This window comes from Pleurocapsa sp. FMAR1 (assembly GCF_963665995.1).
GTDB lineage: Bacteria > Cyanobacteriota > Cyanobacteriia > Cyanobacteriales > Xenococcaceae > Waterburya.
Window position 1 is genome coordinate 4,331,202 of the sequence record NZ_OY762512.1, and the last position, 24,319, is coordinate 4,355,520.

Annotated in this window: 29 protein-coding genes and 3 pseudogenes; 16 read left to right on the forward strand and 16 right to left on the reverse strand. The window is 42.6% G+C overall.

Annotation, left to right across the window (positions count from 1 at the left end; translation table 11 throughout):
- The first annotated feature begins 4 nt into the window (after window positions 1-4).
- Window positions 5-541 (forward strand): hypothetical protein, encoded by a 537-nt coding sequence (locus SLP02_RS21105; RefSeq protein ID WP_319422687.1) that lies wholly within the window; start codon window positions 5-7, stop codon window positions 539-541.
- A gap of 18 nt (window positions 542-559) precedes the next feature.
- On the opposite strand, the gene SLP02_RS21110 is transcribed toward SLP02_RS21105, so the two are convergent.
- The 11 genes from SLP02_RS21110 to SLP02_RS21160 form a co-directional block, all read right to left on the reverse strand.
- Entirely contained in the window at window positions 560-703 is a 144-nt protein-coding gene (locus SLP02_RS21110; RefSeq protein ID WP_319418902.1) for a hypothetical protein, read from the reverse strand.
- Window positions 704-837: 134 nt separating this feature from the next.
- Entirely contained in the window at window positions 838-1,920 is a 1,083-nt protein-coding gene (psbA, locus tag SLP02_RS21115; RefSeq protein WP_319419943.1) for a photosystem II q(b) protein, read from the reverse strand.
- 510 nt (window positions 1,921-2,430) lie between these two features.
- Window positions 2,431-3,111, reverse strand: a complete 681-nt coding sequence (locus SLP02_RS21120) for a biuret amidohydrolase (RefSeq protein ID WP_319422688.1) — start codon at window positions 3,109-3,111, stop codon at window positions 2,431-2,433.
- Between the two features lie 222 nt (window positions 3,112-3,333).
- Window positions 3,334-4,749, reverse strand: a complete 1,416-nt coding sequence (locus tag SLP02_RS21125) for a uracil-xanthine permease family protein (protein WP_319422689.1) — start codon at window positions 4,747-4,749, stop codon at window positions 3,334-3,336.
- 29 nt (window positions 4,750-4,778) lie between these two features.
- Entirely contained in the window at window positions 4,779-5,162 is a 384-nt protein-coding gene (locus tag SLP02_RS21130) for an allophanate hydrolase-related protein (protein WP_319422690.1), read from the reverse strand.
- Window positions 5,159-6,178: a formamidase gene (locus SLP02_RS21135; protein ID WP_319422691.1), complete on the reverse strand. Its 1,020-nt coding sequence runs from the start codon at window positions 6,176-6,178 to the stop codon at window positions 5,159-5,161. Before SLP02_RS21135 ends, SLP02_RS21130 begins: the two co-directional genes overlap by 4 nt.
- Before the next feature lie 68 nt (window positions 6,179-6,246).
- Complete coding sequence (locus SLP02_RS21140) at window positions 6,247-7,173, reverse strand: ABC transporter permease (RefSeq protein WP_319422692.1); 927 nt, start codon at window positions 7,171-7,173, stop codon at window positions 6,247-6,249.
- 32 nt (window positions 7,174-7,205) lie between these two features.
- Complete coding sequence (locus tag SLP02_RS21145; protein WP_319422693.1) at window positions 7,206-8,306, reverse strand: ABC transporter permease; 1,101 nt, start codon at window positions 8,304-8,306, stop codon at window positions 7,206-7,208.
- Window positions 8,307-9,473 (reverse strand): BMP family ABC transporter substrate-binding protein, encoded by a 1,167-nt coding sequence (locus SLP02_RS21150; protein ID WP_319422694.1) that lies wholly within the window; start codon window positions 9,471-9,473, stop codon window positions 8,307-8,309.
- Between the two features lie 124 nt (window positions 9,474-9,597).
- The gene (locus SLP02_RS21155; protein WP_319422695.1) at window positions 9,598-10,314 is read right to left on the reverse strand and encodes a cysteine hydrolase family protein; all 717 of its coding nucleotides are present in this window, start codon (window positions 10,312-10,314) and stop codon (window positions 9,598-9,600) included.
- Window positions 10,315-10,364: 50 nt separating this feature from the next.
- Window positions 10,365-11,909, reverse strand: a complete 1,545-nt coding sequence (locus tag SLP02_RS21160; protein WP_319422696.1) for an ABC transporter ATP-binding protein — start codon at window positions 11,907-11,909, stop codon at window positions 10,365-10,367.
- Window positions 11,910-12,031: 122 nt separating this feature from the next.
- On the opposite strand from SLP02_RS21160, the pseudogene SLP02_RS21165 reads away from it, so the two are divergent.
- A pseudogene (locus tag SLP02_RS21165) lies at window positions 12,032-12,196 on the forward strand (dienelactone hydrolase); the annotation flags it as partial.
- A 525-nt stretch (window positions 12,197-12,721) separates the two neighbouring features.
- Here SLP02_RS21165 and SLP02_RS21170 read toward each other — a convergent pair.
- Window positions 12,722-12,928: a hypothetical protein gene (locus SLP02_RS21170; protein WP_319422698.1), complete on the reverse strand. Its 207-nt coding sequence runs from the start codon at window positions 12,926-12,928 to the stop codon at window positions 12,722-12,724.
- Window positions 12,918-13,103 (reverse strand): hypothetical protein, encoded by a 186-nt coding sequence (locus SLP02_RS21175; RefSeq protein WP_319422699.1) that lies wholly within the window; start codon window positions 13,101-13,103, stop codon window positions 12,918-12,920. The genes SLP02_RS21170 and SLP02_RS21175 overlap by 11 nt, the downstream gene beginning before the upstream one ends.
- 203 nt (window positions 13,104-13,306) lie before the next feature.
- Between SLP02_RS21175 and SLP02_RS21180 the strand changes: the two genes are divergently transcribed.
- From SLP02_RS21180 to SLP02_RS21225, 11 genes and pseudogenes are all read left to right on the forward strand, one after another.
- On the forward strand, window positions 13,307-13,573 hold the full coding sequence (locus SLP02_RS21180; protein WP_319422700.1) for a hypothetical protein: 267 nt from the start codon (window positions 13,307-13,309) through the stop codon (window positions 13,571-13,573).
- A gap of 581 nt (window positions 13,574-14,154) precedes the next feature.
- On the forward strand, window positions 14,155-14,490 hold the full coding sequence (locus tag SLP02_RS21185; protein WP_413467411.1) for a type II toxin-antitoxin system VapC family toxin: 336 nt from the start codon (window positions 14,155-14,157) through the stop codon (window positions 14,488-14,490).
- A gap of 634 nt (window positions 14,491-15,124) precedes the next feature.
- Window positions 15,125-15,504, forward strand: a pseudogene (locus SLP02_RS21190) (filamentous hemagglutinin N-terminal domain-containing protein).
- Window positions 15,458-15,712: a hypothetical protein gene (locus SLP02_RS21195; RefSeq protein ID WP_319422702.1), complete on the forward strand. Its 255-nt coding sequence runs from the start codon at window positions 15,458-15,460 to the stop codon at window positions 15,710-15,712. Before SLP02_RS21190 ends, SLP02_RS21195 begins: the two are co-directional and overlap by 47 nt.
- A 217-nt stretch (window positions 15,713-15,929) precedes the next feature.
- Entirely contained in the window at window positions 15,930-16,961 is a 1,032-nt protein-coding gene (locus SLP02_RS21200; RefSeq protein ID WP_319422703.1) for an SGNH/GDSL hydrolase family protein, read from the forward strand.
- 210 nt (window positions 16,962-17,171) lie between these two features.
- On the forward strand, window positions 17,172-18,071 hold the full coding sequence (locus tag SLP02_RS21205; protein WP_319422704.1) for a competence protein CoiA family protein: 900 nt from the start codon (window positions 17,172-17,174) through the stop codon (window positions 18,069-18,071).
- A 263-nt stretch (window positions 18,072-18,334) separates the two neighbouring features.
- Window positions 18,335-18,466, forward strand: a complete 132-nt coding sequence (locus SLP02_RS26830; protein WP_413467266.1) for a hypothetical protein — start codon at window positions 18,335-18,337, stop codon at window positions 18,464-18,466.
- A gap of 234 nt (window positions 18,467-18,700) precedes the next feature.
- Window positions 18,701-19,504 (forward strand): SDR family NAD(P)-dependent oxidoreductase, encoded by an 804-nt coding sequence (locus SLP02_RS21210; RefSeq protein WP_319422705.1) that lies wholly within the window; start codon window positions 18,701-18,703, stop codon window positions 19,502-19,504.
- A gap of 186 nt (window positions 19,505-19,690) precedes the next feature.
- Window positions 19,691-19,924, forward strand: coding sequence for a Nif11-like leader peptide family natural product precursor (locus tag SLP02_RS21215; protein ID WP_319422706.1), 234 nt, complete (start codon window positions 19,691-19,693; stop codon window positions 19,922-19,924).
- Between the two features lie 56 nt (window positions 19,925-19,980).
- Window positions 19,981-20,112 carry a hypothetical protein gene (locus SLP02_RS21220; RefSeq protein WP_319422707.1) on the forward strand — a complete coding sequence of 44 codons (132 nt, stop codon included), beginning with the start codon at window positions 19,981-19,983 and terminating at the stop codon, window positions 20,110-20,112.
- Between the two features lie 157 nt (window positions 20,113-20,269).
- Window positions 20,270-20,473 (forward strand): hypothetical protein, encoded by a 204-nt coding sequence (locus SLP02_RS21225; protein ID WP_319422708.1) that lies wholly within the window; start codon window positions 20,270-20,272, stop codon window positions 20,471-20,473.
- 1,168 nt (window positions 20,474-21,641) lie between these two features.
- Here the strand turns inward: SLP02_RS21225 and SLP02_RS21230 are convergent.
- Together SLP02_RS21230 and SLP02_RS21235 are read right to left on the reverse strand one after the other, a co-directional pair.
- Entirely contained in the window at window positions 21,642-21,965 is a 324-nt protein-coding gene (locus SLP02_RS21230) for a hypothetical protein (protein WP_319422709.1), read from the reverse strand.
- Between the two features lie 166 nt (window positions 21,966-22,131).
- Window positions 22,132-22,380, reverse strand: a complete 249-nt coding sequence (locus SLP02_RS21235; protein WP_319422710.1) for a DUF1643 domain-containing protein — start codon at window positions 22,378-22,380, stop codon at window positions 22,132-22,134.
- Between the two features lie 277 nt (window positions 22,381-22,657).
- Between SLP02_RS21235 and SLP02_RS21240 the strand changes: the two genes are divergently transcribed.
- Genes SLP02_RS21240 through SLP02_RS21250 form a run of 3 tightly spaced genes read left to right on the forward strand, consistent with a single transcriptional unit; the run spans window position 22,658 to window position 23,404 of the window.
- Window positions 22,658-22,870, forward strand: coding sequence for a hypothetical protein (locus SLP02_RS21240; protein ID WP_319422711.1), 213 nt, complete (start codon window positions 22,658-22,660; stop codon window positions 22,868-22,870).
- Between the two features lie 20 nt (window positions 22,871-22,890).
- Entirely contained in the window at window positions 22,891-23,118 is a 228-nt protein-coding gene (locus tag SLP02_RS21245) for an HAD family hydrolase (RefSeq protein ID WP_319422712.1), read from the forward strand.
- A 7-nt stretch (window positions 23,119-23,125) separates the two neighbouring features.
- On the forward strand, window positions 23,126-23,404 hold the full coding sequence (locus tag SLP02_RS21250) for an HAD hydrolase-like protein (protein ID WP_319422713.1): 279 nt from the start codon (window positions 23,126-23,128) through the stop codon (window positions 23,402-23,404).
- A 293-nt stretch (window positions 23,405-23,697) separates the two neighbouring features.
- Here SLP02_RS21250 and SLP02_RS26835 read toward each other — a convergent pair.
- Window positions 23,698-23,835 (reverse strand): annotated as a pseudogene (locus SLP02_RS26835) (DUF1643 domain-containing protein); the annotation flags it as partial.
- Window positions 23,836-24,319: the final 484 nt, after the last annotated feature.

The window sequence follows — 24,319 nt, forward strand, 5'->3', positions numbered from 1 at the left end:
ATTGGTGGGGAGTCGCGAACTATGGGTTTTAGGTATGGCGATCGCTCTACCAACATTGGGAATCCATCTGGCTAACGGCGGGGGAATAACTCAAAAAGTTTCACAGAATTTAGGTTTGAGAGATGGCATCGTTAGAATTTATAACCAAAATGCTGCTACTTATAATGTCTATGCGATCCTCGCTGGCTTTTGGACGAGCGATGCCGATGGTAAAGGTGTTTATAAGACTGGCGAGCAGATAATTACAAGCAAAGTGACTATTGAAGTAGACGAAGCTGCCAAGACTAAAATAATAAATCTTAGTTTCAATGATGAAAGTGCCGTACAGCCTCTACAAGAACTACAGCAGGCTGATAAAGATGCAGACATCTATTCAAACGGAGAACTAACGGTAGATTTCCCAGAAGATGTCAAGATACCTATTGAACCTAATCAGATAACTACTGCTGTTTTGAGTGGGAGTAGTTTGAAGTTTAGTTATTGTAGTTTGGATAGTGCAATCGCCATAAGTGAGAGAACAGTATGCAGTAGGGACAGTTGAGATTGAGGTAATACAGTCTTAGCCAAACTTTCTCAAGCTGTCTGCCTTGTCTAGGCGAACATGAACAGGGATAAATTCTGCAAGCTCAACAGTAGAAAGTTCAGTATCGGTAACAGTTGCGCTCGCGATCAAACCGATTAACAGTAAACAGATTAAAAACATGATGATAATTCTAGGAGATGAACTTTATATTTATAGCTGAGTATTCTTGAAAGCAAAAAGCGTTCTCGTTACTTTATCAAGGCGAGAACGCTTTTTACTAAATTCTTTGAGAGTTATCTAACTCTATTTTATTATTACCCGTTAATTGCAGGTGCAGTTAATGCTACAGGAGCTTGAGCGCCACTTGCTAAATCAAGCGGGAAGTTGTGAGCGTTACGTTCGTGCATTACCTCAAAACCCAGGTTAGCTCGGTTTAAGATGTCTGCCCAAGTGTTGACTACACGTCCTTGTGAATCCATTACCGACTGGTTGAAGTTGAATCCATTTAGGTTGAACGCCATGGTGGATATTCCCATTGCTGTTAACCAGATTCCAATCACTGGCCATGCTCCTAAGAAGAAGTGCAAGGCTCTGGAGTTGTTGAAGGATGCGTATTGGAAGATTAGACGACCGAAGTAGCCGTGGGCTGCGACGATGTTGTAGGTTTCTTCTTCTTGTCCGAATTTGTATCCGTAGTTTTGTGATTCGGTTTCAGTTGTTTCACGAACTAAAGAAGATGTTACTAGTGAACCGTGCATGGCGGAGAATAATGCTCCACCGAATACTCCTGCTACTCCTAACATATGGAAGGGGTGCATCAGAATATTGTGTTCTGCTTGGAATACCAACATGAAGTTGAATGTTCCAGAGATACCCAGAGGCATTCCATCACTGAAGCTTCCTTGTCCTAGTGGATAGATAAGAAATACTGCTGTGGCTGCCGATACAGGTGCTGAGTAAGCTACACATATCCAAGGACGCATTCCTAAACGGAATGATAGTTCCCACTGACGACCGAGGTATGAGAATACGCCGATCAAGAAGTGAAAGACAATCAGTTGGTATGGTCCACCGTTATACAGCCACTCATCAAGTGAAGCTGCTTCCCAAATTGGGTAGAAGTGAAGACCAATTGCGTTAGAACTAGGTACTACTGCACCAGATATGATGTTGTTTCCGTAAAGCAAGGAACCTGCTACAGGCTCTCTGATACCATCGATGTCTACTGGTGGTGCTGCGACGAAGGCGATTAGGAAACAGGTTGTTGCTGCAAGTAGTGTAGGAATCATCAAGACGCCGAACCAACCGACATAAATGCGGTTGTTGGTGCTGGTGATCCACTGACAGAACCTTTCCCAGCTATTCTGGGTTTGGGTTTGTTGTAGAGTGGTTGTCATTTGTTTTATGATTGCGTGTGTATATATATTGGTGTTCTATTTCTAGAACCAGACTTAGAAACGAGGTAAAAAATAATGTGTCTCTTTTGTCTATGTAATCAATATAGCTAAGTATTAATACTTTGTCAAGTTATGTAACAATATTCTTGACGAGCGATCGCCTAAAGGGTTCGACAGTTCCTTCGCCCTCAGCAGTCGCTCTTTGTTGGAAACCAACAAGACCGCGCTGCTTCGCAAGTCGGGAAACCCGCCCAACGGACTCAGATGCGGACGAAGCGTCCTTTCTCACCGCGTCGTCCGAAGGCGCAAAGGAACGCTTCCCTAGCAAGGGAACGCTAACGGGTGCTGAATCAGAAGGCAGGGAAACTCCGTTGTAGCGACTGTCGAGGGTGCTGCTGTTCCATTCTCGCCATAGTAATACAAAATACTTAAATGATTGCTACAAATGGCATGACTAATAGATTAGGGAACTGGGGCAGGATTTGTCTGTATTATTTTTTGTGTTTCATATTACATAGTCTCGATCGCTTCAATCAATGCTTGAGAATCTGCCACTGTACCAAAGACACCCCCTTGCATTTGGATCATCTTTAACGCTGCTAAATGATTAGCGTAATCCGTTGCCCCTGTACAGTCAGACAGCAGCAAACATTCATAACCGCGATCGTTAGCATCACGCATCGTCGTATGAACGCAAACATCGGTGGTAATGCCTGATAAAATAATATTTTGGATGCCTTTACCTTTTAAAATTAAGTCTAAATCGGTGGCATAAAACGAGCCTTTTCCTGGCTTATCAATAATGGTTTCTTCAGGAAGAGGGGCAAGTTCGGAAATGATTTCCCATCCAGGTTCACCTCGTACTAAAATTTTGCCACACGGACCTGGATCGCCGATTCCAGCACCAATTTGACGACTCCGCCAGCGTTTATTGGCGGGCAAATCTGCTAGATCGCGGCGATGCCCCTCGCGGGTGTGCATGATATGAAAACCCTTATCTCGCATTATTCCAAGGACTTTAGCAATCGGTTCGATTGGCGCACGGGTTAACGATAGGTTGTAGCCCATCTTATCAACATAACCCCCAATACCGCAGAAGTCGGTCTGCATATCGATAATTAACAACACCGTGTTTCCAGGTCGCAAATCGCCATTATAGGGATAGGGATAGGGTTCTGCTGAAATAAACATAGGTAACATGACGAATTGAGATTGTTGAGATTAGTGATTGTCAATCTGCTCAGTCCAAGCTCATCTTCTTAAAGAGCGACCTCTGTGTGGACTTGCATCGGATAGAATAGTACATCAGGAGTATAGAGGGTAAAGATGATACTATAGTCAGCATAAGTTTGCCCCTGGAGTAATTGTCATCGTACAGGTTGTTGGAGATGTCTGGTCGAGACTGCGAACTTTTTACTCGCGATCGCCAGGCACTATTATATTAAGAACGAGGGCTGCTATCCCTCCTGTAGCAATGCCAGAGGAGAAAACGCTTTTGATTAAATAGGGCGTATTTTCTAAAATTTCTGGTACAAACGAAACCCCCATACCAAGTCCTAGAGAAACAATTAAAATTAGCGTATTGCGCTGACTCAAATTCACACCTTGCAGAATCTTGATACCAGATGCTACAACTGAGCTAAACATCAGCAGCGTTGCGCCCCCCAAAACAGGTTGAGGCATAGCCTGAAACAATCCTCCAACGAGCGGAAATAGTCCTAGCAACACTAAAATTCCAGCAATAAAATATCCTACATAGCGACTGCCCACACCTGTCAATTGAATCACGCCGTTATTTTGACTAAAAGTTGTGTTAGGAAATGTGTTGAAACACGCTGCAATCAAAGAGTTTACTCCGTCTCCTAAAATTCCTCCCTTGACTCGCCGTAAATAGATTTCCCCCTCAATGGGTTCTCCTACTAGCATTGAAGTTGCGGTCAAATCACCAATGGATTCAATGGTTGTAATTACATACAAAAACGCTAAAGGAATAAATCCAGCCAAGCTAAAATCAAATCCATATCGAAACGGAATCGGCACAGTTATATAAGGAAGCTGACCCAAACTGCTAAAGTTCAGCATACCTAGAGGCAAGGCAACGAGATAGCCTACCACTAAGCCAATGAGAATTGCTGACATACGAAGGAAGTTACTGCCAGTGCAATTGAGGACAACAATTACAGTTAATACCAGTAGCGAAACACCAAGGTTTTCTAGGCTGGCAAACGTACCCGCTTCCTCTGAACCTGGACCACCTGCCATTGCTGTAACCGCTACCCGAATTAAAACTAACCCAATTAGCACGACAACAATACCACTCACCAGAGGAGTTATGACTTTTTTGAGGGGTTTAATGAACTGGCTGAGAATAATCTCAATAAATGAACCTAGTAGACAAATAGTCAGTAAGTTAGCCAAGGTTTGAGTTGGCGAACGTCCTGACTCGATCGCGGCGGTGCCAACAGTCACAATCGTTCCGACAAATGCAAAACTAGTTCCCTGAATGCTTAATAAACCCGAACCAATCGGACCGATGCGGTGAATTTGAATGAATGTAGCAATACCAGAGATAAACAGCGACATACTAACTAGAAAGCTGATATCATTAGCTTCCAAACCGATACTGTTCCCGACCACGAGGGCAGGGGCAATGATATTAACGAAGGCTGCCAGTACGTGTTGTAGAGCAGCAGCAAGAGTTTCTGGCAAGGCAGGTTTAGCCTCCAATCCATAAATCATATCTGTGGCTTGGGGTTTTAGCGGTGGAGATTCATGCACGCTAGCGGTTTCGGCAGAGACATCTAATTGCAATGGATTTCGATCGGTCATTGAAGTTTCGCTCTTACAAAAGAAAAGTATTAATTTTGGGAGTTAATATAGTTACGCCAGCCACCATATTGAGTAATTTCTTTACCGTTTTCGCAGCAAATCGATTCGCCAACAACACCGAGAATTTCTGACCCATTATCGAGCATTATTTTGCCAATACACAAGCCTGGAGGTTCTTTGAGCAGTATTTTAGCCAAACCTGCTGGAGGAACAGCCCAAACTTCAACGGCGATCGCCTTACCTTTTTCAGACACACGCATCATGGCAGGGTGAACATCATCGATAGAAAACAGGCGATATGCAGGTTCAGTAAAGGCTTCTTTAACAAAAGTAGCTTTTACTGCCAGAAGATTTTGATTAAGTTCCAACCCCCGCATTAAAGTTCCGTTGACGGCAAGCTCAATATCGCTCATGACTCGACTGGTGCGGACATGGGTAATGCCTGATATTCTCTAGTGGGTGTGGGAAAACCGCAGGATGTACCGTCTGTGTGAACTACTTCATTTTCCCAAGGTAAGCGATAATTGCCATTAACCAAGTCCTGCATATAGGTATACGGACAGTCTTTGGCACCACCTTTGACCGCCACATAACCCCGATGACCAAACTGATAGATGTTGTTTTCTACTGCCCAGTGTTTACGGGCTTCGCGCACTAGATCGGGTCTAACTTCGGCAGTAATTATTTCATTGGGGCGATCGCTTCCTGTAACTAAAGGCATACCGTCAAAGTTGACAATTGCACCTTCTCCCATGGAATCAAAAGTTCCATCTGTCCCACACATACAGACCGAGGCAGTGTACATCAAATTGCAAAAGGCATTGGCTTGATTAGTAATGCGCCAAGAATGACGAATCGGTGCAGTATAACCTGCGGTACGAATCATAATTTCTGCCCCTTTGTAGGCACATTCTCGCGCCATTTCGGGAAACATTCCATCATGGCAAATAATTAGGGCGATGGTGCTGCCGTTTGGTCCTTCACACACGGGAATACCTAAATTACCTGGTTCCCACGGTTCGACGGGAACCCAAGGATGTAATTTGCGATAGTAAAGCTTTAATTCCCCGCGATCGTCGATAATAATGCCGCTATTGTAAGGATTACCGTGTGGATTGTATTCCATAATTGAAAAGCAGCCCCAGATTTTATGCTTCTGACAGGCCGCCCTGAAAGCTGACACTTCTGCACCATCCAAGCGACACATAATTTCTGGATTGGTATCCATAGATAAGCCATGCAAAGCATATTCTGGAAACACGACTAGATCCATGGTTGGCATATTGCGTCTAGCTTTGCCTACTAAATCGCAAATTCTTTGGGTTTGCGCTGCCAAATCGTCGGGCGTTACCACGTTAGGTAACTGAAGTTGTACCATACCGAGAACGACCCCAGCAGGAGATTTATTTAAGCCACCAAGTCCACTCATAATTTTGTTAGTTGTTAGTTGTTAGTTGTTAGTAGGGGCAATTCGCGAACCGCCCTTACCGTTATTGTTCATTTATTCGTACCCAATGCCCCTGGTGCGCCAGTCAACCGTCGTTTGGGGGAACAGGTAATAATCATAATTACCAAAGTTAAGACGTAGGGAATGGCATTAAAAAGATAGTAACCCCAATCAATTCCTACCGATTGCAGGGCAGGTCCAATTGAGCGCGCACCGCCGAACAATAGCGAAGCATAAAGACACTGAATTGGATTCCAGCGAGCAAAGATTACTAGTGCTACTGCTATCAATCCTTGACCGCTAGAAATTTGTTCTGTCCAAACACCAGGATAGTAAAGAGAAAGAGAAGCACCGCCAATTCCCGCTAAAAAACTGCCGATGGTAACACTCAGCATTCTGACTTTAAACACTGAGATGCCCATTGCCCTGGCAGCATCGGGATAATCTCCTACAGCGCGGATGTACAAGCCCCAGCGAGTAGATTTAAAAAACCACTGCATTAAAAAAGCGATCGCGATTCCCAAAATAAATAAAGGACTAATTTTAAGTGCTGCTTGGACTTGAGAAATACTACTCCAATTACCCAAGTCGAGCGTGGGAAGTTGAGTAGCAGCAGGTTTGATAAAAGGTTTACCAAGGAAAAATGCAACTCCGCTACCAAAAATAATCATGGCAATGCCTACTGCCACATCATTAACTCTCGGCTGTTGAGAGAGCCAGCCGTGAACCACACCTAAAACCATTCCTGCCAGTCCCGCAAACAATACCCCCAGCCAAGGAGAACCCGTTAAATAGGAGATGGCATAGGAACTCATCGCTCCAGTTAATAGAGTCCCTTCTAATCCTAGGTTAATTTTGCCGCTTTTTTCGGTGAGGCATTCTCCCAAACTGACGAACAAAAAGGGAACGCTACCCTTGAATGTTCCAGCAATAATGCCTAGTGGTACGCCCCACCAACCTAATGCTTCTGTAGCCATATTTTATTAGTTGTTAGTTGTTAGTCATTGAACTAAACACGAGACAATTGGTCATCAGGAGTAAGATTACTGAGGGGTTTTTTTCGTTCTTGAAAGAAAGCAAAACGTCCATAAAGAGAATCGCTGTACAATACCATCAAAAAAACCAAACCTTGGAAAACTAGAACTGTAGCATCGGGAAGATTGTGCGATCGCTGTAGAATGCCACCGCTAGCCAAAATACCACCCAGCAAAGTCGCTACCAATGCTGCTGCCAAGGGATTATGACGAGCGACGAAAGCGACTAAAATACCGCCATAGCCGTAACCTACATTGAGAGATTCATTTGCCACGCCCTGAACTGCCGCTACCTCAACCATGCCTGCTAAACCTGCACAAGAACCTGCTAAAAAACAGATGATAATAGTCAATTTACCGACTGGGAGTCCTGCTATCTGTGCGGCACGAACATTTCCTCCAGCAGTGCGAGCGGCAAAACCAAAGGTGGTGCGCTGAATTAAGACATATGCCACAACACAGGCAATTAGCCCATAGATTAAGCCATAGTGAATACGAGTACCAGGTATATCACCCAAGCGGTTAATTTCGGCAATCGGAAAAGTTGACGGCTTATTCAGAGAACTCGGATCGCGCATTGGTCCGCCCACTAAATGATTGAGTAGGGCGATCGCAATATAGTTTAAGAGCAAACTGCTAATGGTTTCATTCACGGCTCGATAATGACGCAAGGCTCCTGCGATCGCAATCCAAATTCCGCCAAACAGCATTCCTCCCATTGCCATACTGATTTGAATCAGTACTGGAGATAAAGATTCATCTAACGCAAGCCCAACTATAATTGCACCTAATCCCCCCATGACTAATGCACCTTCATTGCCAATAATTACTAATCCCAAACGGGCTGGAAGTACAGTACACAAAGAACTCAACATCAAAGGCGAAGCTTGAATAAATGTTCTTTGCCAAGCACTCCATCCGCCAAAGGCTGCCTTATAAATTGAGCCGTAAACCTCCAGGGGATTTGCCCCCACTACGGCACAAAAAATTCCAAAGATAATCAGTGCTGCCAAAACTGCACCCACTGGAATACAAATTGCTTCTAAACTTTTACGCCAGTTATATCGATCAATCATTTAAACACTTCCTTGCACCCCGTCTACTAGCCAATCTGTTGTCTCTAGTTCGAGCGCAGTTTGTTGGTAAGATTTGCCATCGGGAAGAATTATTTTTCCCTGATTATCTTTAAGTTCTCCTGTGTAAATTACCATAGTTCCATTAGCAAATTTGTCTTTAACTGCTTCGGCATCTGATTTAGTCGCTTCACTTACTGCTGGTCCATAAGCAGATAGTTTCCAAAAATTTTCTGGAAGACCGCCACGAATTGTATGGGGAATTTCTCCATTCATCAGTGTTTTACCTTCTTTGACCAAATTTGCATACTGAGTATAAACACTTTTCCAGTCCCACTCTGCCCCAGTCAAATAGGCTTTGGGTGCTAATGCCGACTGATCGGTATGGTATCCCGTACAAAAAACCCCTCGTTTACTCGCGGTTTCGATGACTACTTTGGGACTATCAACATGGCAGGTAATGACATCAGCACCTTGATTTACCATACTGTCAACCGCTTCTGCTTCTTTTACAGGGGCAGCCCAATCTCCTGTAAACACGACTTGAGTAGTAATTTTAGGGTTAACGCTTTTTGCTCCTAATGTATAGCCATTAATGTTGCGTAAGACCTGGGGAATCGGCTTGGCAGCGACAAAACCTAGTTTTCCAGTTTTTGTGTTGTTGGCGGCAACAACTCCAGCAATATATTGCGCCTCATCAATGTAACCAAAATAAGTACCGACATTTTCTGGCATTCCCTCTTTATAAAGTCCTCCAGCATGGAAAAACTGCACCTCGGGAAATTCTTCAGCTATTTTGAGAATGTGCGGATCGAAGTATCCAAAAGAGGTAGGGAATAAAATTTTCGCCCCATCTATCTCTATCATCTCCCGCATTGTCTCTTGTACGGCTTGAGTTTCGGGAACATTAGCCTGTTCGACAATTTTAAACCCAGGCAGTTGAGCAACTGCTGCTGCCCCTTCTGCATGGGATTGATTGTAGCCAAAATCATCTTTAGAACCGACATAAATAAAGCCGACAACAATTGGTTCAGCTTCCGAGGCGGTTTCATCCGATGAAGCTTGGTTAGTGCATCCAGTGCCAAATTTCGCGGTTAAACCAAAGGCTGTAGTTGCTAATATGCCTCTAACAATCTGACGACGGGATAATTTTAAACTTTTTTTATTCATATATTTATACTCTTCATAGCAAGTTTGTTAGAAATTAGTGCTAATTGCAATTTCGTGTAGCCTAGGGTTGAAATAAACCGTGTTTAACACCTCAATTGGGAATAAAACCAAATTTCGCAGCAGTTTATTCATAAAAGCTCATATCCAACTTATTGTTTTTGACATAGCCTCCACTAAAAGACAAAGCCTGTATGAAATTTTCACTCGTCGTAGTCCACCCCACAATTCCTCCTTGAGCGCGAATCATCTCTAAGGTAGATTGTTTAAATTCAGGAAAATAGCTGGCAGTGGCATCTTCAACTAACAAACATTCATAACCGCGATCGTTAGCTTCGCGCATTGTTGTCTGTACGCAAACTTCAGTAGTAACTCCAGTAAGGATTAGGTGAGTTATATTTTTTTCCTGTAACCAAGATTCTAAACTGGTTCGATAAAATGCTCCTTTACCTGGTTTGGCAATGACTATCTCATTTGCAAGAGGTTGCAATTCGGGAATAATATTGTTACCTGGTTCTCCCAAAATTAATATTCGACCCATAGTACCCATATCGCCTATTTTTAGCTGGTTTTGACCTCGCTGTAGCTTTGATGGTGGACAATCAGATAGATCGCTTTGATGACCTTCTAACGTATGAAAAATAGGTAAAGCGCGATCGCGAAATGTGTCTAAGATCTGCTTGACAGTTGGCACAATCTTTTGCAGTTGACTAATATCATTACCTAAAGCCTCTCCGAACCCCCCTGATTCTAAAAAATCTCGCTGCATATCAATAATTACTAACGCCACGCGATCGAGGCTGGGTATTTCATATTCGTAGGGCAGGGCTGGGATTAAGACCATAGCTTAATTTATTACTTATTACTTATTACTTATTACTTCCCTACATAAAACTAATATCCCGCCATGCGTTGACCAATAGTGTTAAGGTCTGCTTCAGCAGCCGCACTTTCATAAACCAGCTTTCCTTCGCTAATGGCAAAAATGCGATCGCACAGCTTGAGCAGTTCGTCTAAGTCTTCGCTGACAAGCAGTACGGCTACGCCTCGATTTCTAGCTTCTACAATTGAGCGATGAATAAAATCTACCGCACCAAAATCTAGACCAAAGCAGGGATTAGCTGCAATTAATAACTCAATTTTAGGAGAAGATAATTCTCTGGCTAATACAGCACGCTGGACGTTTCCCCCTGAAAGATTGGCTATGGGAGTTTCTGGAGATGGAGTACTGACGGAGAAGGTTTGAATTAGGCTTTTAGCAGCCTGGCGAATAGCTTTTAAAATTAAAAATCCACCTTGAGATTGGGGAGGGAGATCGAATGTTCGTAGTGCCATGTTTTCGGCAACACTCATATTAGGAACACAAGCGTTTTGTAATGGTTCTTCTGGCAGGGAAAAAACCTGGTGACGAAACATTTCTTTCCGAGTTGCCTGATAGATTTCATCGTTAACTAAAATTGTCCCCGAAGTTGCCGAACGCTGACCTGATAATACTTCCACCAGTTCTTTTTGCCCATTCCCCGATATTCCAGCAATCCCGACAATTTCACCGCTATTCACTTTTAGATTTATTCCTTTAACTGCTAGAAGTCCATCATCTCGCTTGGCGCAAATATTTTTCATTTCTATAACAGTTTTACTAGCAGAAGTTACTGTTTTTTCGATCTGCTGCACCTCGCGTTTTTCGCCCATCATCATTTCCGCCAAGTCAGAAATATTTAGATCCTTGACTAAGCCATTTCCCGCCAACTTGCCTTTTCGCAACACGGTGACTTCATCGCAGAAAGCCATTACTTCGCGAAATTTATGAGTGATCAGTAAAACACTTAAATTGCCAGCAGTTACTTCTTCTCGCAGCAAACCTAATACCTCGTCTGCTTCTTGAAGAGTTAATACAGAAGTAGGTTCGTCTAAAATTAAAATGCGACTCTGAAGATAAATCTGTTTGAGAATTTCTAATTTCTGCTTTTGTCCCGCAGCTAATTGAGCCACCCGAACATTTAAAGGCACCTTAAAAGGTGAGCCTGCCATAAATTCTGTTAAATTTTCGGACTCTCGTTTCCAGTTAATCAATTGAGTCTTATCGTAACGCGAAAGTACCAAGTTTTCCGCTACGGTCATGGCAGGTACAGAAGTGAAGTGTTGGTAAACCATACCAATGCTGTACTTGTGAGCATCACGGGGACTATTAATTTGACGCGCTCGCTCGTCAATAACTACTTCACCTTCCGTAGGCTGATGAAAACCCATAATGCACTTAACCAGAGTGCTTTTACCTGCCCCGTTTTCTCCTAATAAAGCATGAACCGTTCCAGGCTTTATTTTCAAGGTAACGCGATCGAGAGCTACAAAACTACCAAACCGCTTAGACATATTAACCGCCTCTAATACTGGAAGCATCGTGGTCTGCTTTTGGTTGCTTGCAGTCATAGCCTCCATTAAATTACCTCCATTAATGTAATGGCTTTATTCTGATGGGTTTTAGATTGACAGAATCAAGCTAAAAATTATGTGTTTAAAATTACAAAACTCTAAGTAGACACAAACTGAATTAAGGTATCTTTACCGAAGCGATCGCAGGGGATAGAGGTAATAGTTATTTGCTTCTTATTGAAGGAGCAAATCATTTTTCTTTTGCCAACCCTTTCGACTCGACCACGGGCAGAGCATTTTTGGACTTTCAAGCTACTCAACCAGCAGAACAATTGCGAAATCTAATGGGAGAAGGATTAGCTTACGTCAATCATTAGTTTAAGAGTCGTAAAGGCTTCTTTTGCTGCTTCGATGCTTTCAAATAAGATTGTTACATCACTCATATTTTTGTTGAATTAAGTCGTGAAAGCTAGGGCGCATGGCTTCGCTACGCCCTATGTGGATAGTTGAAAAAAAGTAGGCATTTTCACTCACTATTTAACCCTTTCGGGTAAGTTTCAGCCAGGGATAGAAAAAGCTAATAAATTTGCCTCAAAGCAAATGGCAGAAGCTATAGTTGAAGCTCACGGTGGAGTAGTACGTCAATTGAACGAAAGTAAATAGATTATCTGGCATTGCATAATTGCGGGATGATAAGCATTTGATTGATATTTAAGAGACTGATAAATGCTTGGATTTCAGAGCCAGCCCAAATGCACACATAGAAGAAAAATGGAGTCCACAAGGTTATAGCTGGTATGGTGGCGAACTGATTGCTAATAGACATTCTCGTTACAGCCAGTCAGAACAAACAAAAATATTAGATAATCATCCATTCTTCACTGGCGTTTGCCCTCAATGCACACATAAGTTTGCTGAAAATAATTTACCTGTTCACTGTGACTGGATAGATGATTCGGTGTAGCGATCGCATCATTCAAAAAAGGATACTCAAATCCTCGACTATAATCGTTTAAAAGAGCAGTTAAAATTACTAGTAATTTGCTAACAATAATTTTCTTAAAGATAGCATAGCTAAGGTTCATCGATAATTTGACGAATACGATTGAGTTTATTGGCGATTGAGAGAGTATGAACTATATAGTCTGGGCGCTTTTCAAAGTCTTTGCCCCAGTTGGCAATAGTAGTCTCGCTCAAACCAGTTGCTTTCGCCAGTTGTTCGATGCAGGCTTTACGGTAGCCTCTCTGCTCTGGCGGCAATTCGACCCATGCTCTACAGTAATCAATTGGCTCCAAGATACTAGTTCTCAACACATTACGTCAGTCTTATCTTGCAAGTTCTGAAGCGGGGTGTCTAGATAACTCTTTTTATTGAGTCACGGTTTACTAGTAATTTACTAGCGTTTTTAGCTAAATTTGCTGTATGATATGAACTGTATTTAGCACCTATAACTAGTTAAACCATGAACGAAAGTAACAACAGTGTAATGTCAATGGCTCAATTCATTTTTAGTCATCCCGAACTCCAGATGCTGACTCCAAGAGTCTGGCAAACTCACTATGAGGATGAATGTAAAAGCGAAAACAAAATTTGTTCTTTTTCTTCCTTGAGACGATATCCTTGTCTAGTTAGGATTGAGAAAGCAGGAAGGTATAACCTCTATGGTTCGGCAAAGATACCAGCCTCAACTATGACGATGGTAAATAACAATGTGACCAAATCGTCGTGATTTCGGTAACAACCATATAGAGTCCGCAACATCAACGTTCCAATTTTTTACGAGGTAGCTTAGTATCCGTAATCCAATACTGTTGCCCCACTTTCTTAACCTTACTGCCATTTTGGCGACTGCTCCAATCGGTTATATACCGTACAGTTATATCTTTTTTTCCTGTGAATAGAAAAAAGGTACAATTAATAAATATCCAAAATGCAACCATCTCAAAGAGTATAACTGTCAAGAATATTCCCGATAGCCTGATAAAGAAAATTCATGCTAGTTCTATTAGTAATCGGCTCTGCCGATTCGCCTCGCTTTGAGCGAGTCGGAACGCGCTTCGCGTTCGTCGGAGTATGAACTCTGAAATCATTTTTCAGCTTGAGCAGAAATTAAATCCTTCTCGGCGTAAAATTCCAACTCTTAGTAGCATTGACTCTTTAAGAGCAAAAACGAAGGCACATTATTTAACAGAATCCGAGCTAGAGAATTTTAAAAATCAAGGTAGAGCATAAAGTGATTGTTGTCGATACTAACGTTATCGCCTACCTATATATATATAGAAGGATAGTAAACTTCAGCAGACCAGAGCAATTTATGAAAAAGATCCCGTCTGGGTGGCTCCATATCTCTGGCGCTCAGAATTTAGTAGTATTCTCACAGTCTATCTCAGGCGAAATATTCTTAGGTTAGAGGAATGCCAAAGCTGCATCGATAGTGCATGTAAGCTTCTCCAGGGTAATGAATTTGAACTTGACTCTGGTGATATCTTGAAGCTAACAAACTCATGTTCTCTTTCTGCTTATGACTGCGAATATGTGGCTCTTGCTCGGCAGCTATCATGCAAGCTTGTCACCAACGATAAAGAGATTCTCAAGGAATTTCCACAGGATACTATTAATTTGACGGGACAAACGGCAATGCAGTAATTCCAAGGAGTAAGTACCACGCTTGCTAGCTATTAGTACCTGCGGGGGGTACCCCTTGGTCAGTTATCAGTCTCAAGGATTAAGTATTACGCTTGCCAGTTAAAGACTAAAAACTTTTCGCAAATGAAATCAAGATTATTTAGGATAACGATATCCTAACCAAAAGAAAAAAAACAACCTGTTTAGGTTGTTTTTTAGCTTGAGAAGCGACACACTGCACGTCGGCTTTTTTGTAGGAAGCTTCATACAAGAGCGACGGGTCTTGTTGGTTTCGGTCATGCGGCTTTTGGGACAGAAGCTTCCTACAACGGGTGAGTGGAATATGCTTCCGCGGACGCTTCGTCCGCCGCCTTCCCTTTGGGAAGTCGAAGCTCTCGCCTTGCTTGAAGCATTTCCTCACCCCAAAACGCGCCGTACAAAGAGCAAGTATGTCAAGAAAAGCAGGTTTTGTTTCTAAGCACTCCGTTGTAAGACTTTACGCTGAAATAGGCTTGCCATGAAAAAAGAAACTAGGTTGGTTCTTCTAGCAGAGGCTTGATATCTTCTGACTCGATTGCGAACATGTCTGCTAGTTCTGCGATTAGAGCTTCAGGGCAATTTGCATTTCTGACCACAGAGCAACGAATGTCTGCATCTGAATGCTGACTTAGTTGAAGAATTTAATGTAGATAATGGTGAAACAGCATCTTTTAACAATGATGCCAACATTACAAATATCTTAGGAAGAGTTACGGGGATAAATCTTTCTTTAATTGATGGCTTAATTAGCGCTAACGGTACGGCAATCTATTTTTGATTAATCCCAACGGCATTGCCTTTGGACCAAATGCTAGCCTTGACATCGGCGGCACTTTTTCGGTGGCAGAGGCTGAAGCAATAAATTTTGAAGATGCCAACTATAGTGCAATAGCACCCCAAGATACAATTCTCTCAATGGAAATACCTTTGGGCGTTCAGCTTGGTAATAATGCAGGAACATCAAGAAAAGATTTGTGTTTACTTCATCATCGATAATGCTCTGCCCCTGCTGCTATATGCGGGCGAGACTATGCAGACAGCCAAGCGGAGATGGAATAGTACTCATGACTGTAAAAACTACTTTATGAATTATGTCGAACTGCACCGCAAGCATGACTTAGAAGTTAAAATGTGTAGTGCTTTTTGGTACGATACACCAAGCGATAAGCCTACGGCATGGCTTCGCTACGCACGAGTCGATTGAAGTTGAAGCGAGAATTGATTAACAGGTGGCAGTCTCCGTTTAATAAAGAGAACTGGCATAGATACGGTAAACCATTTGGTCAGATTTAGAAGTAAACCTAGCATCAGCTTCTTAAAGATAGATCTCAAATTATAACTAAAAGTATTCAGACACCTCTATTCTTTAGTATTATGGTCGAGGCTCAGGCTTATCCCTCAATTCAATTTGATTAAATAGTATGTTTGACAGTCAAATTAATAGTGTTATAGATAACAACAAATTCGATTCTGACGAATTACCAGAATTTGATAAATTATACGTTTTTAGCGATAGTCTTTCCGACCCAGGAAATATCTTCAACGCAACCACTGCCATACAACCATTTGAAGACTTTTTGGGTTTAGATATTCCGATTACTCCGCCAACTCCGCCATACTTTGAAGGACGCTTCTCTAATGGTTTGGTTTGGGTCGAACAATTAGCAGCAGAACTAGAGCTTGACGTAACCCCCTCTACCGAACTTTCAGGACTTTTTCCTGATAGCAAGCTTGATTTTCCCTTGACACTTGATTTTGATAACGGATTAAATTTAGAGGTTAGTCCTTACTTTGATGGCAATACTACTAAACAAAGCGTTAATTTTGCTTTCGGCGGCGCACAAACTGGGGAAAACGGAGCGGGTGAGTTTGGAGATTTAATCCCAGGAATACAGCAACAAGTAGAATGGTTCATTGACGACCATCAACTATTAAATAAAACAGCCGATTCTAATGCTCTTTATATAATATCAGGTGGCAGAAATGACTATAGCGATCTTAGTGTTAATCCTGAAGATGTCGTCAATAACATAGAGTCAGAAATAGAGTCTCTATACGATATCGGAGCGCGTGACTTTTTAGTTTCTAATTTGGGAGATTTGGGAGAACTTCCTGCAACCCCCTCAGAATTAGCTGATTCTTTAGCCAATTTAACTGAAACTCACAACAGCTTTTTAGAAGAAACTGTTAATGAATTGAACGACTCGCTAACGGGTGCTGATATTGTTATCCTCGACCTCAACTCTCTTTTTGACGATGTTCTAGAAAATCCCAGTGATTACGGTTTAATCAACGTAAGTGACCCTTATCTAGACCCCACAACTCTAACGCCTACTGTTGGTGCTAATGTTGATGAGTATCTTTTCTATGATACGGTTCATCCAACCGTAGTAGGACACGAGATCATCAACGATTTTGCCTTGACAACCTTGACTGCGGAATTTTCAATGTAGCTTGTGCATCATAGGCAAAGCTTTAGTCATCATAGACAACACCGCGATACTTTCTATTAATATCTAACTGAGACTGAAGTTGAGGTTGAGAATGACTGCAAAAAGCTGTTTTTTAGCTGTCCGAGCCAAAATCATCTGATGTATAGATTATCACTTTATTAGTTCGAGGCTACTATGTACCTGTTTACTCAGTAATTTTGTTCTCAATCAATGTGGCTCAAACATGGGGTCAACCCCAAAGGCGAATTAATCACAATCTCCGAAGTTACTTCAGGCAAAACTAACTTAGTCTGTCCTTTTTGCGATCGCGATTTAACAGCCAAGAAAGGCAAAATTAAACAACACCACTTCGCCCACAGTGGAGAAACCTGTCTTAGAGTCAGAAAAGGTAAATTACCATCATTACCGTTATACGATAACTTTCACCTTCAGCTATCGGCAAAACACTTTCAGCTACTAAAAGACCTGTGGAGCGAATACGGACACACGGACTACGCTATTATCACTGTTCCCTTTGAACTGGAGATGAAAAAGCTATTTAGCTGGACACCTCAAGGCTATTATTTTACTGACCTGGGTAAAATTCCCGTCGGTGGACTATCTTTATCAGAGTTTAATGCCGTACAAGAACCGTTAATACTGTCCGAACTTGATAGATTGAAGAACTCAATGTTCATGGCTAAAGCGATTGGAGGAGAGTTGTTAGAGGAAAAACTAGCCGATTTAAACATTTATCGTCTACAGTTACAACGCATACTTCGATTTACTCTCTACTTTCTTCAAATAAAGTGCGATGGTAAAACTCTGCATAAGATAGGCGTGACGAGTAGAGATATCAGCGATCGCATACCTGAAATTGAACGAGATTTAAAGCAACACTATTCAGACATAAGTATTGATGTACTAGGTATTTGGCAACACAGGGGTAATGCAGAACTATACTTCAAGCATCGCTATACAAAGTTTAATTACCGTATCGGCAAACTAACCGAATATTATAAATTCAAAGATGTTGAGACAGTGTTCGAGGATTTGTGTTCTATGCAGCCGAAGATTTTAGAAGAGTCAGAATTATCAATTTACAAAGAAGAATATAATCTAATTCCTTAAGATGATTTTGTTCGGCGATCGCTTTTTAAGATGCCCATAAATCCGAGTCTTTACCCCGATAATTGGAACAGCCTAGCATTGTCAGTAAAAAAAGCTGCAATCGCGTGGAGCGATTCGCCATCGCTTTGCGATGTCGGATTGCCGTAGGCAATCGGCAGTGTAGTTGCTGTGGCAAGAAATGCTACAAGCCAGGAGAAAGGCTTTAGCCGCATCTAAAACCAGATAGTTTAACTCGTTCTCAATGGACGGCGGATATTTTTCAGGTGCATCATCGCAATCACGACACAAAGAACAATCAAGTTTCCAACCTTCAGGCGGTCTGTGCTGTGTGCCATTTGAGCTTGCACAGGGACAAATATAGTCCAGTTAGTGAAGGTCAATTGCCATTGTGGTGAAAAGCGATCGCTCTAGCTACGGGTCACATAACCGCTACACTTCATAAACTTTCAAAACTTCATCACCGTACTGGTTGATTACTTTGACCACCAAGAGGTTCAGATTCGCTTTGAAGTTTTGAATGAATGACACCATATTCGCGCATTGAAACTATCCGCTGTGAAGAATTAGACGTAGAATCAGACGATGACGTAATTCAGCGTTAGATAGTTAATTTTCTGGCAGAGATAAATATGGATTTTGGAATCAAAGATAAGGTCGCTGTAATCACTGGTGGCGGTTCTGGTATAGGTAAAGCCACCGCAGATTTATTAGCCTCCGAAGGTGTCAAACTAGCTCTAGTCGGTAGAACACGGTCAAAGTTGGAGGCAGCAGCACAAGAACTATCCAAACAGACTGAAACAATACCAGTTGTAGCTGACATGACTAAGATGGTAGAAGTTGAAGCAGCAAAGCAGAAGATTATCGACCATTATGGCTCGGTTGACATTTTGGTAAACTGCGCGGGTATTACTGGCGCGACTGGAGACTTTTTGGGCTTGACTGAAGAGGACTGGTACGAAACCCTAGAGATTAATTTCATGGGTGTGGTGCGCGTCTGCAAGGCTTTTATCCCTTCCATGCAGCAAAAATGTTGGGGCAGAGTAATTTTGCTGGGTTCGGAAGATGCAGTAAATCCCTATATTGATGATATGCCTTATTGTGCCATGAAAGCAGGAGTGTTAAATCTTGCTAAGAATCTCTCTAAGGCTTATACCAAAGATGGTGTGTTAGTTAATACTGTATCTCCTGCCTATGTTGAGTCACCGATGACCAATGCGATGATGGAAAAACGCTCCGAAGAGAGAGGAATCAGCTTTGAAAAAGCAGTAGAAACGTTTTTAGAAGAAGAACGTCCACACATCGAACTAAGCCGTCGGGGTAAAGTGGAAGAAGTGGCTGCGGTAATTGCCTTTCTTTGTTCTCAGCAGTCCAGCTATGTAGTTGGTTCAAATTATCGAGTTGACGGTGGATCGGTAGCCACGGTAGGTACGTAATAAACACCAACCCACAGCGACTATTTCTTAATTAATAAGTCAGTTCAACAAAGCGCGATCGCGTAGCTAACCGTCTATCGGGGATACCGCTACGCATATAGTCATCGTTTCATCTGACAATCCTTTTTCAACATCAAACTATTGTGGACTTGTTTAACTGAAACGAAATAATTACAAATAAAGCCCATGCCAGCACCTCAATCAGTCCTTAATTTTTTTATCGCTGTTCTTCAAGACGAAAATTTGAAATCGCAGTTTACTAAAGCTCTGGGTAAAGAAGATACGCCAGCTATGGTCAATCTAGCTAAAGAACACGGATACGATTTTACTGCTAACGAATTACGCCAGGAGCTAAAATACAATACATATGTACCTGCAATGCCTCATATACCTGTGACTGTAAGGGACGCGATGATATAACCGCCAGACAGGGGTATTATATTCACGCTCATAATGAAGAAAAAGCGTGGCAGCAGATGGCTACAAGACATCCCGATGAAACCGCAGCAGGTTTTTCTATTCAAGATTGGTCAGAACATTCGGGTAAAAGCGTTACTGTTCTTAGAGTAGAACGAGATGAAGCTGGTAACGAAATATTAATTAATTAAGATGGTAAAAAAGCCATAACTAACGAGCAGGGTGATGTTATCGCCTATGAAGACAGTCAAGAATAGATTGCTATTTGCTATAAATTCAAAATCTTAATATTGGTATATTATTGATGGCACTCGAACCAAACCATACAACTTTATTCAGGTGTAAATCGTGTTTAAAAAGCATAACCAAGAATTCTGGGATAAACGGTATGGTGAATCTGACTATGCTTATGGCATAAAACCCAACGCTTTTCTCGTCGCTCAAAAAGAACGAATTTACGCGAGAATGCAGGTGCTTGTTCCAGGCGACGGTGAAGGTCGTAATAGTGTCTGGCTAGCTCAACAGGAAGCGGATTGGTTGAAGGTTGTTTGAGTATTTCGCCGAACCAACTTGACTGCGGGTATTTGCTCTGAATAGTTATCAATGCCTTTGAGGCCCAGGTGATGATAGAGATAGTTATTTCCCGCACCGATTTCTATGGCTTTGTCGAGATTAAAGTTATCCTTGAGCTATTCAACTAGTTCAACTGTGGGTAGCTGATAAATAGCTCGACAGATAGACCAAACTCTTAAATCGGCATTGTCTATGGTCTTATAAAAGTCAGCAGATTGTAGTTTAAGAACTCCTCGGTCGTCTAGGAAGATGCGATGCCTAAAGCGCGGGTGTGGAACAGCGGTCAGACCCCCTAAAGGGTTCAGCAGCGCCGCCGACAGAGCGGGTGGAAACGGATGGCGGAAGAGTGAAGTAAGAATACTCTTACTCAACCTCGACAGTTTGCTCGCCCTCAACAGTTCCTTCAACGCGGGGAACCCGCGCAACGGACTCAGATGCGGACGAAGCGTCCTTTCTCGCAACGGGGGGAACCCCCCGCGCATGGTTCAGCAGTTTCGCAGGGCGGGGTACCGCCCAAGTCGCGTCTAGCGACAGGCTCTGGAGAGCCTCGCCTAACGGGAGGAAAGGCGGCACGTTCCAACGTGCGCTGCTTTGCAGCCTGCAGCGGGGGAACCCCGCCACCCTCAGCAATAGCGCTACTCGGAGGGAACCTCCGCAACGCTTTGCTTCGCAACGAACTGCTTCACCGCAACGCAACTGTCTCGCAACGGGCGAGTGGAATATGCTCTCGCGGACGCTTCGTCCGCCGCCGTTGCAAAGCAACGTCGAGGCTCGATAGAGCCTGAGAGCATCGGGAAGCATTCCCTTGCGCCCTACGGCGACGCGGGGTCTTCCCTCATTTCCTCGCCCCAAAACGCGCCTTCTCTATTCAAGAGCCTGTCTTGAGACAGTTGTTCATGGGGGAAACCCCCGCCCTCGACAGTTCCTTCAACGCGGGAAACCCGCGCAACGGACTCACCTGCGGACGAAGCGTCCTTGGTCGCAAGACCACACTGTCTCGCTGTTCCACACCCGAAGTTCAAGGGAACGCTGACCAAGACAAGCCGAACTAAATTCGGCGCAGATGCGGACAAGTCCTTTCTCACCCGCTCTAGCTTCGCAATCGTATTTTTCTAAAAACTCTTGGATTTCGAGAGGGAAAATCATTTTAGATGATCGAGAAAATAAATCCGATAATAGTCAATGCTAAAGCCAGAAAACCAAGGATAACTGGCGGTGTTCCAGGGGTTTTAGTTTTCACCAAGAGCGTCGCGTATAAAGTTCCAATTGAAGTACAAAGACTGATAGCAGGAATTGTATAGACCGACCATGTGTTTCCAGTCCTAAAAGGAATAATCAACAGGACAAATATAGCTAACCCCGTAGCCAAAAACCCTCCACCTGCTGCTCTCATCAAAGCCAGAATTAACACCTGCATATTCTCTTCCAGCTTAGACCATGACAAGCTCAATGCTTCTGCGTGATAGGGCATGAACTGGCTTCTAGTCAAGTAGATTAAGCCGAATATTACTGATACAAGTGCTACACAACTGTAGCTAATAAATGAGATTAAAGATGTGGCTGACATTTTTAGTGTGACTTTATCCTAATCTAGCTAATCTCGATAGAAAGAAAACTGAATAAATCTAAACTTTTTTTTACGCAACAGTACCGTATATCTGAGACTTAGTTGTTTTACGGAGATACAGTGGATGACGGGGACAACCTTTTTTAGTAATGCCCAAAGAGTAAAGATGAGTATGGTTTTTTAGTAGATAGAGAGTATATAAATCTTGCTTTTGCCATGTTCCATGATTGCCCCAGGCTAAGATGACGCGATTGGCGAAGCCTAGCCGAAGGCATCGCTTTTCATAACACTGTCTTTGATACAGCGATTGCTCTTTCATAGTCAAGTAAATAGTAAACTACAAATTACTTACATATTTTTGAAGAAACTCTTGGATTTCAGGATTGGTATTGATGTCCATTTTTCATCATGATAGTGTACACCTCGCTCTAAAAGACAGTTGAAATCTAGTATTGGCTATTATTGTTCGATCTTGACAGCCAAAGAAAATACATCACTCATAAAATGAAAAGTTGAGAAGGAGAAATGGTAAATAGCAATTGCTGAGGTTTATTTTTCTCTGACTCTTGGTTATATTTCCTTTTTTCATCCATACCATGACAGACGCTCTCTCTGACATTAAAGGCATCCTGTTCGACATCAATGGAGTTTTGTATGCAGATAACCAACCTATTGATGGTGCAGTTGAAATTATTAACAAGATTAAAACTAAATTTCCCTGTCGGTTTGTTACCAATACAACTACTAAATCCCGTCAGACATTTCATCGAAGTCTAGTTGAGGACTGCCCATATTTACTTCGGAAATAATTAGCGCACCCTATGCAGCAGTGCTATATTTACGGCAATTAAACAATCCCTCATGTCATTTACTGCTGTCTGAGGATGTAAAGAGCGATTTTGCCGAATTTTCTCAATCCGATACAAAACCAGATGTAGTTGTGATTGGGGATATAGGCGATCGCTGGAACTACTTCATGATAAATAAGGTCTTTAAGATGTTAATTAATAGAGCGATCGCTAATTGCCCTGCACAAAGGAAAATACTGGCAAGCTGAAGGAGATTTGCAGTTAGATATCGGAGCTTTTGTCGCTGGTTTGGAATACGCCAGTGGAAAAACTGCAACTGTAGTTGGTAAACCTTCTGACTCTTTTTTTCAGTTAGCCTTAGCCGAACTAGAACTACCCGCAGAAAATGTCGTCATGGTGAGAGCTAAAAAAGCAGGGTTGACGGGAATTTTAGTCAAAACAGGTAAATATCGCCAAGAATTAGTCGAGCGTTCTGATGTAGAACCAGATCTAGTGTTGGAATCGGTGACAGATATAAAACAAATCTTGGATTAATATGGTGCTTGCTAAATATGTAGAAATAGGATTTATACTGCGACAGTACCGTACACTTAAGGTTAAGTTATTTGACAAAGATACAAAGGATGACGGGGAGAACCTCTTTTAGTAATGCCTAAAGAGTAGAGATAAGTATGGTTTTTCAACAACTGAAGAATAGATAAATCCTGATTTCGTTAGATGCCATGATTTGCCCAGGCTAAAATGACGCGATTGGCGAAGCCTAGCCGAAGGCATCGCTCTTGAAAACACTGTCTTTGATATAGAGATAGTTATCAGAGCCAATTGGTTTAGTTGCTTGCTTGAGTAATGATGGGTGGGGAGTGCGAGCTAGCAAACAGATTTACTACTTCTAATCTGCTATAGCCCCAAGACTTAGCGAAGTTGATACAGCGAATGATAGTCGGATCGTTGACTTGGGCATCGGCACGAGAAGGATCGCAGCACGATGAATGAAACTGTTTTGCGAGACACCCTCAACAGTCCTCTGCGGAGGGAAACCCTCCTGCAAGGCTGTTTCGCAAAACCGTTGCGGGGGAAACCCCCGTTGAGGTACCTGCGGGGGGTACCCCTTGGTTGTCGAGGGCGAGCAAAGTGTCGAAAAGGTTCCCTAGCATAAGCAAACTGAGGAAAGACTCCGCGTCGCGCACGAGTTTCGCGTGCCGCCGTTCCAAAAGAACGTCGAGGCTCTCTAGAGCCTGGCGCAAGGGAATGCTAACGGGTGCTGAACCCGAAGGGAGGTTCCCTCCGTTGTAGCGACTGTCGAGGGTGTTGCTACTGTCCCATTCACGCCGTAGTAGGTAGCGGTAGTCTCCTGTAATTACTGCTCCGCTTTGCATTACTGTTCGTCATATATTTCTGTTGATTTATATTTTAAAGTGTTGTATTATTGTATTGCGACGTTATTCTTTT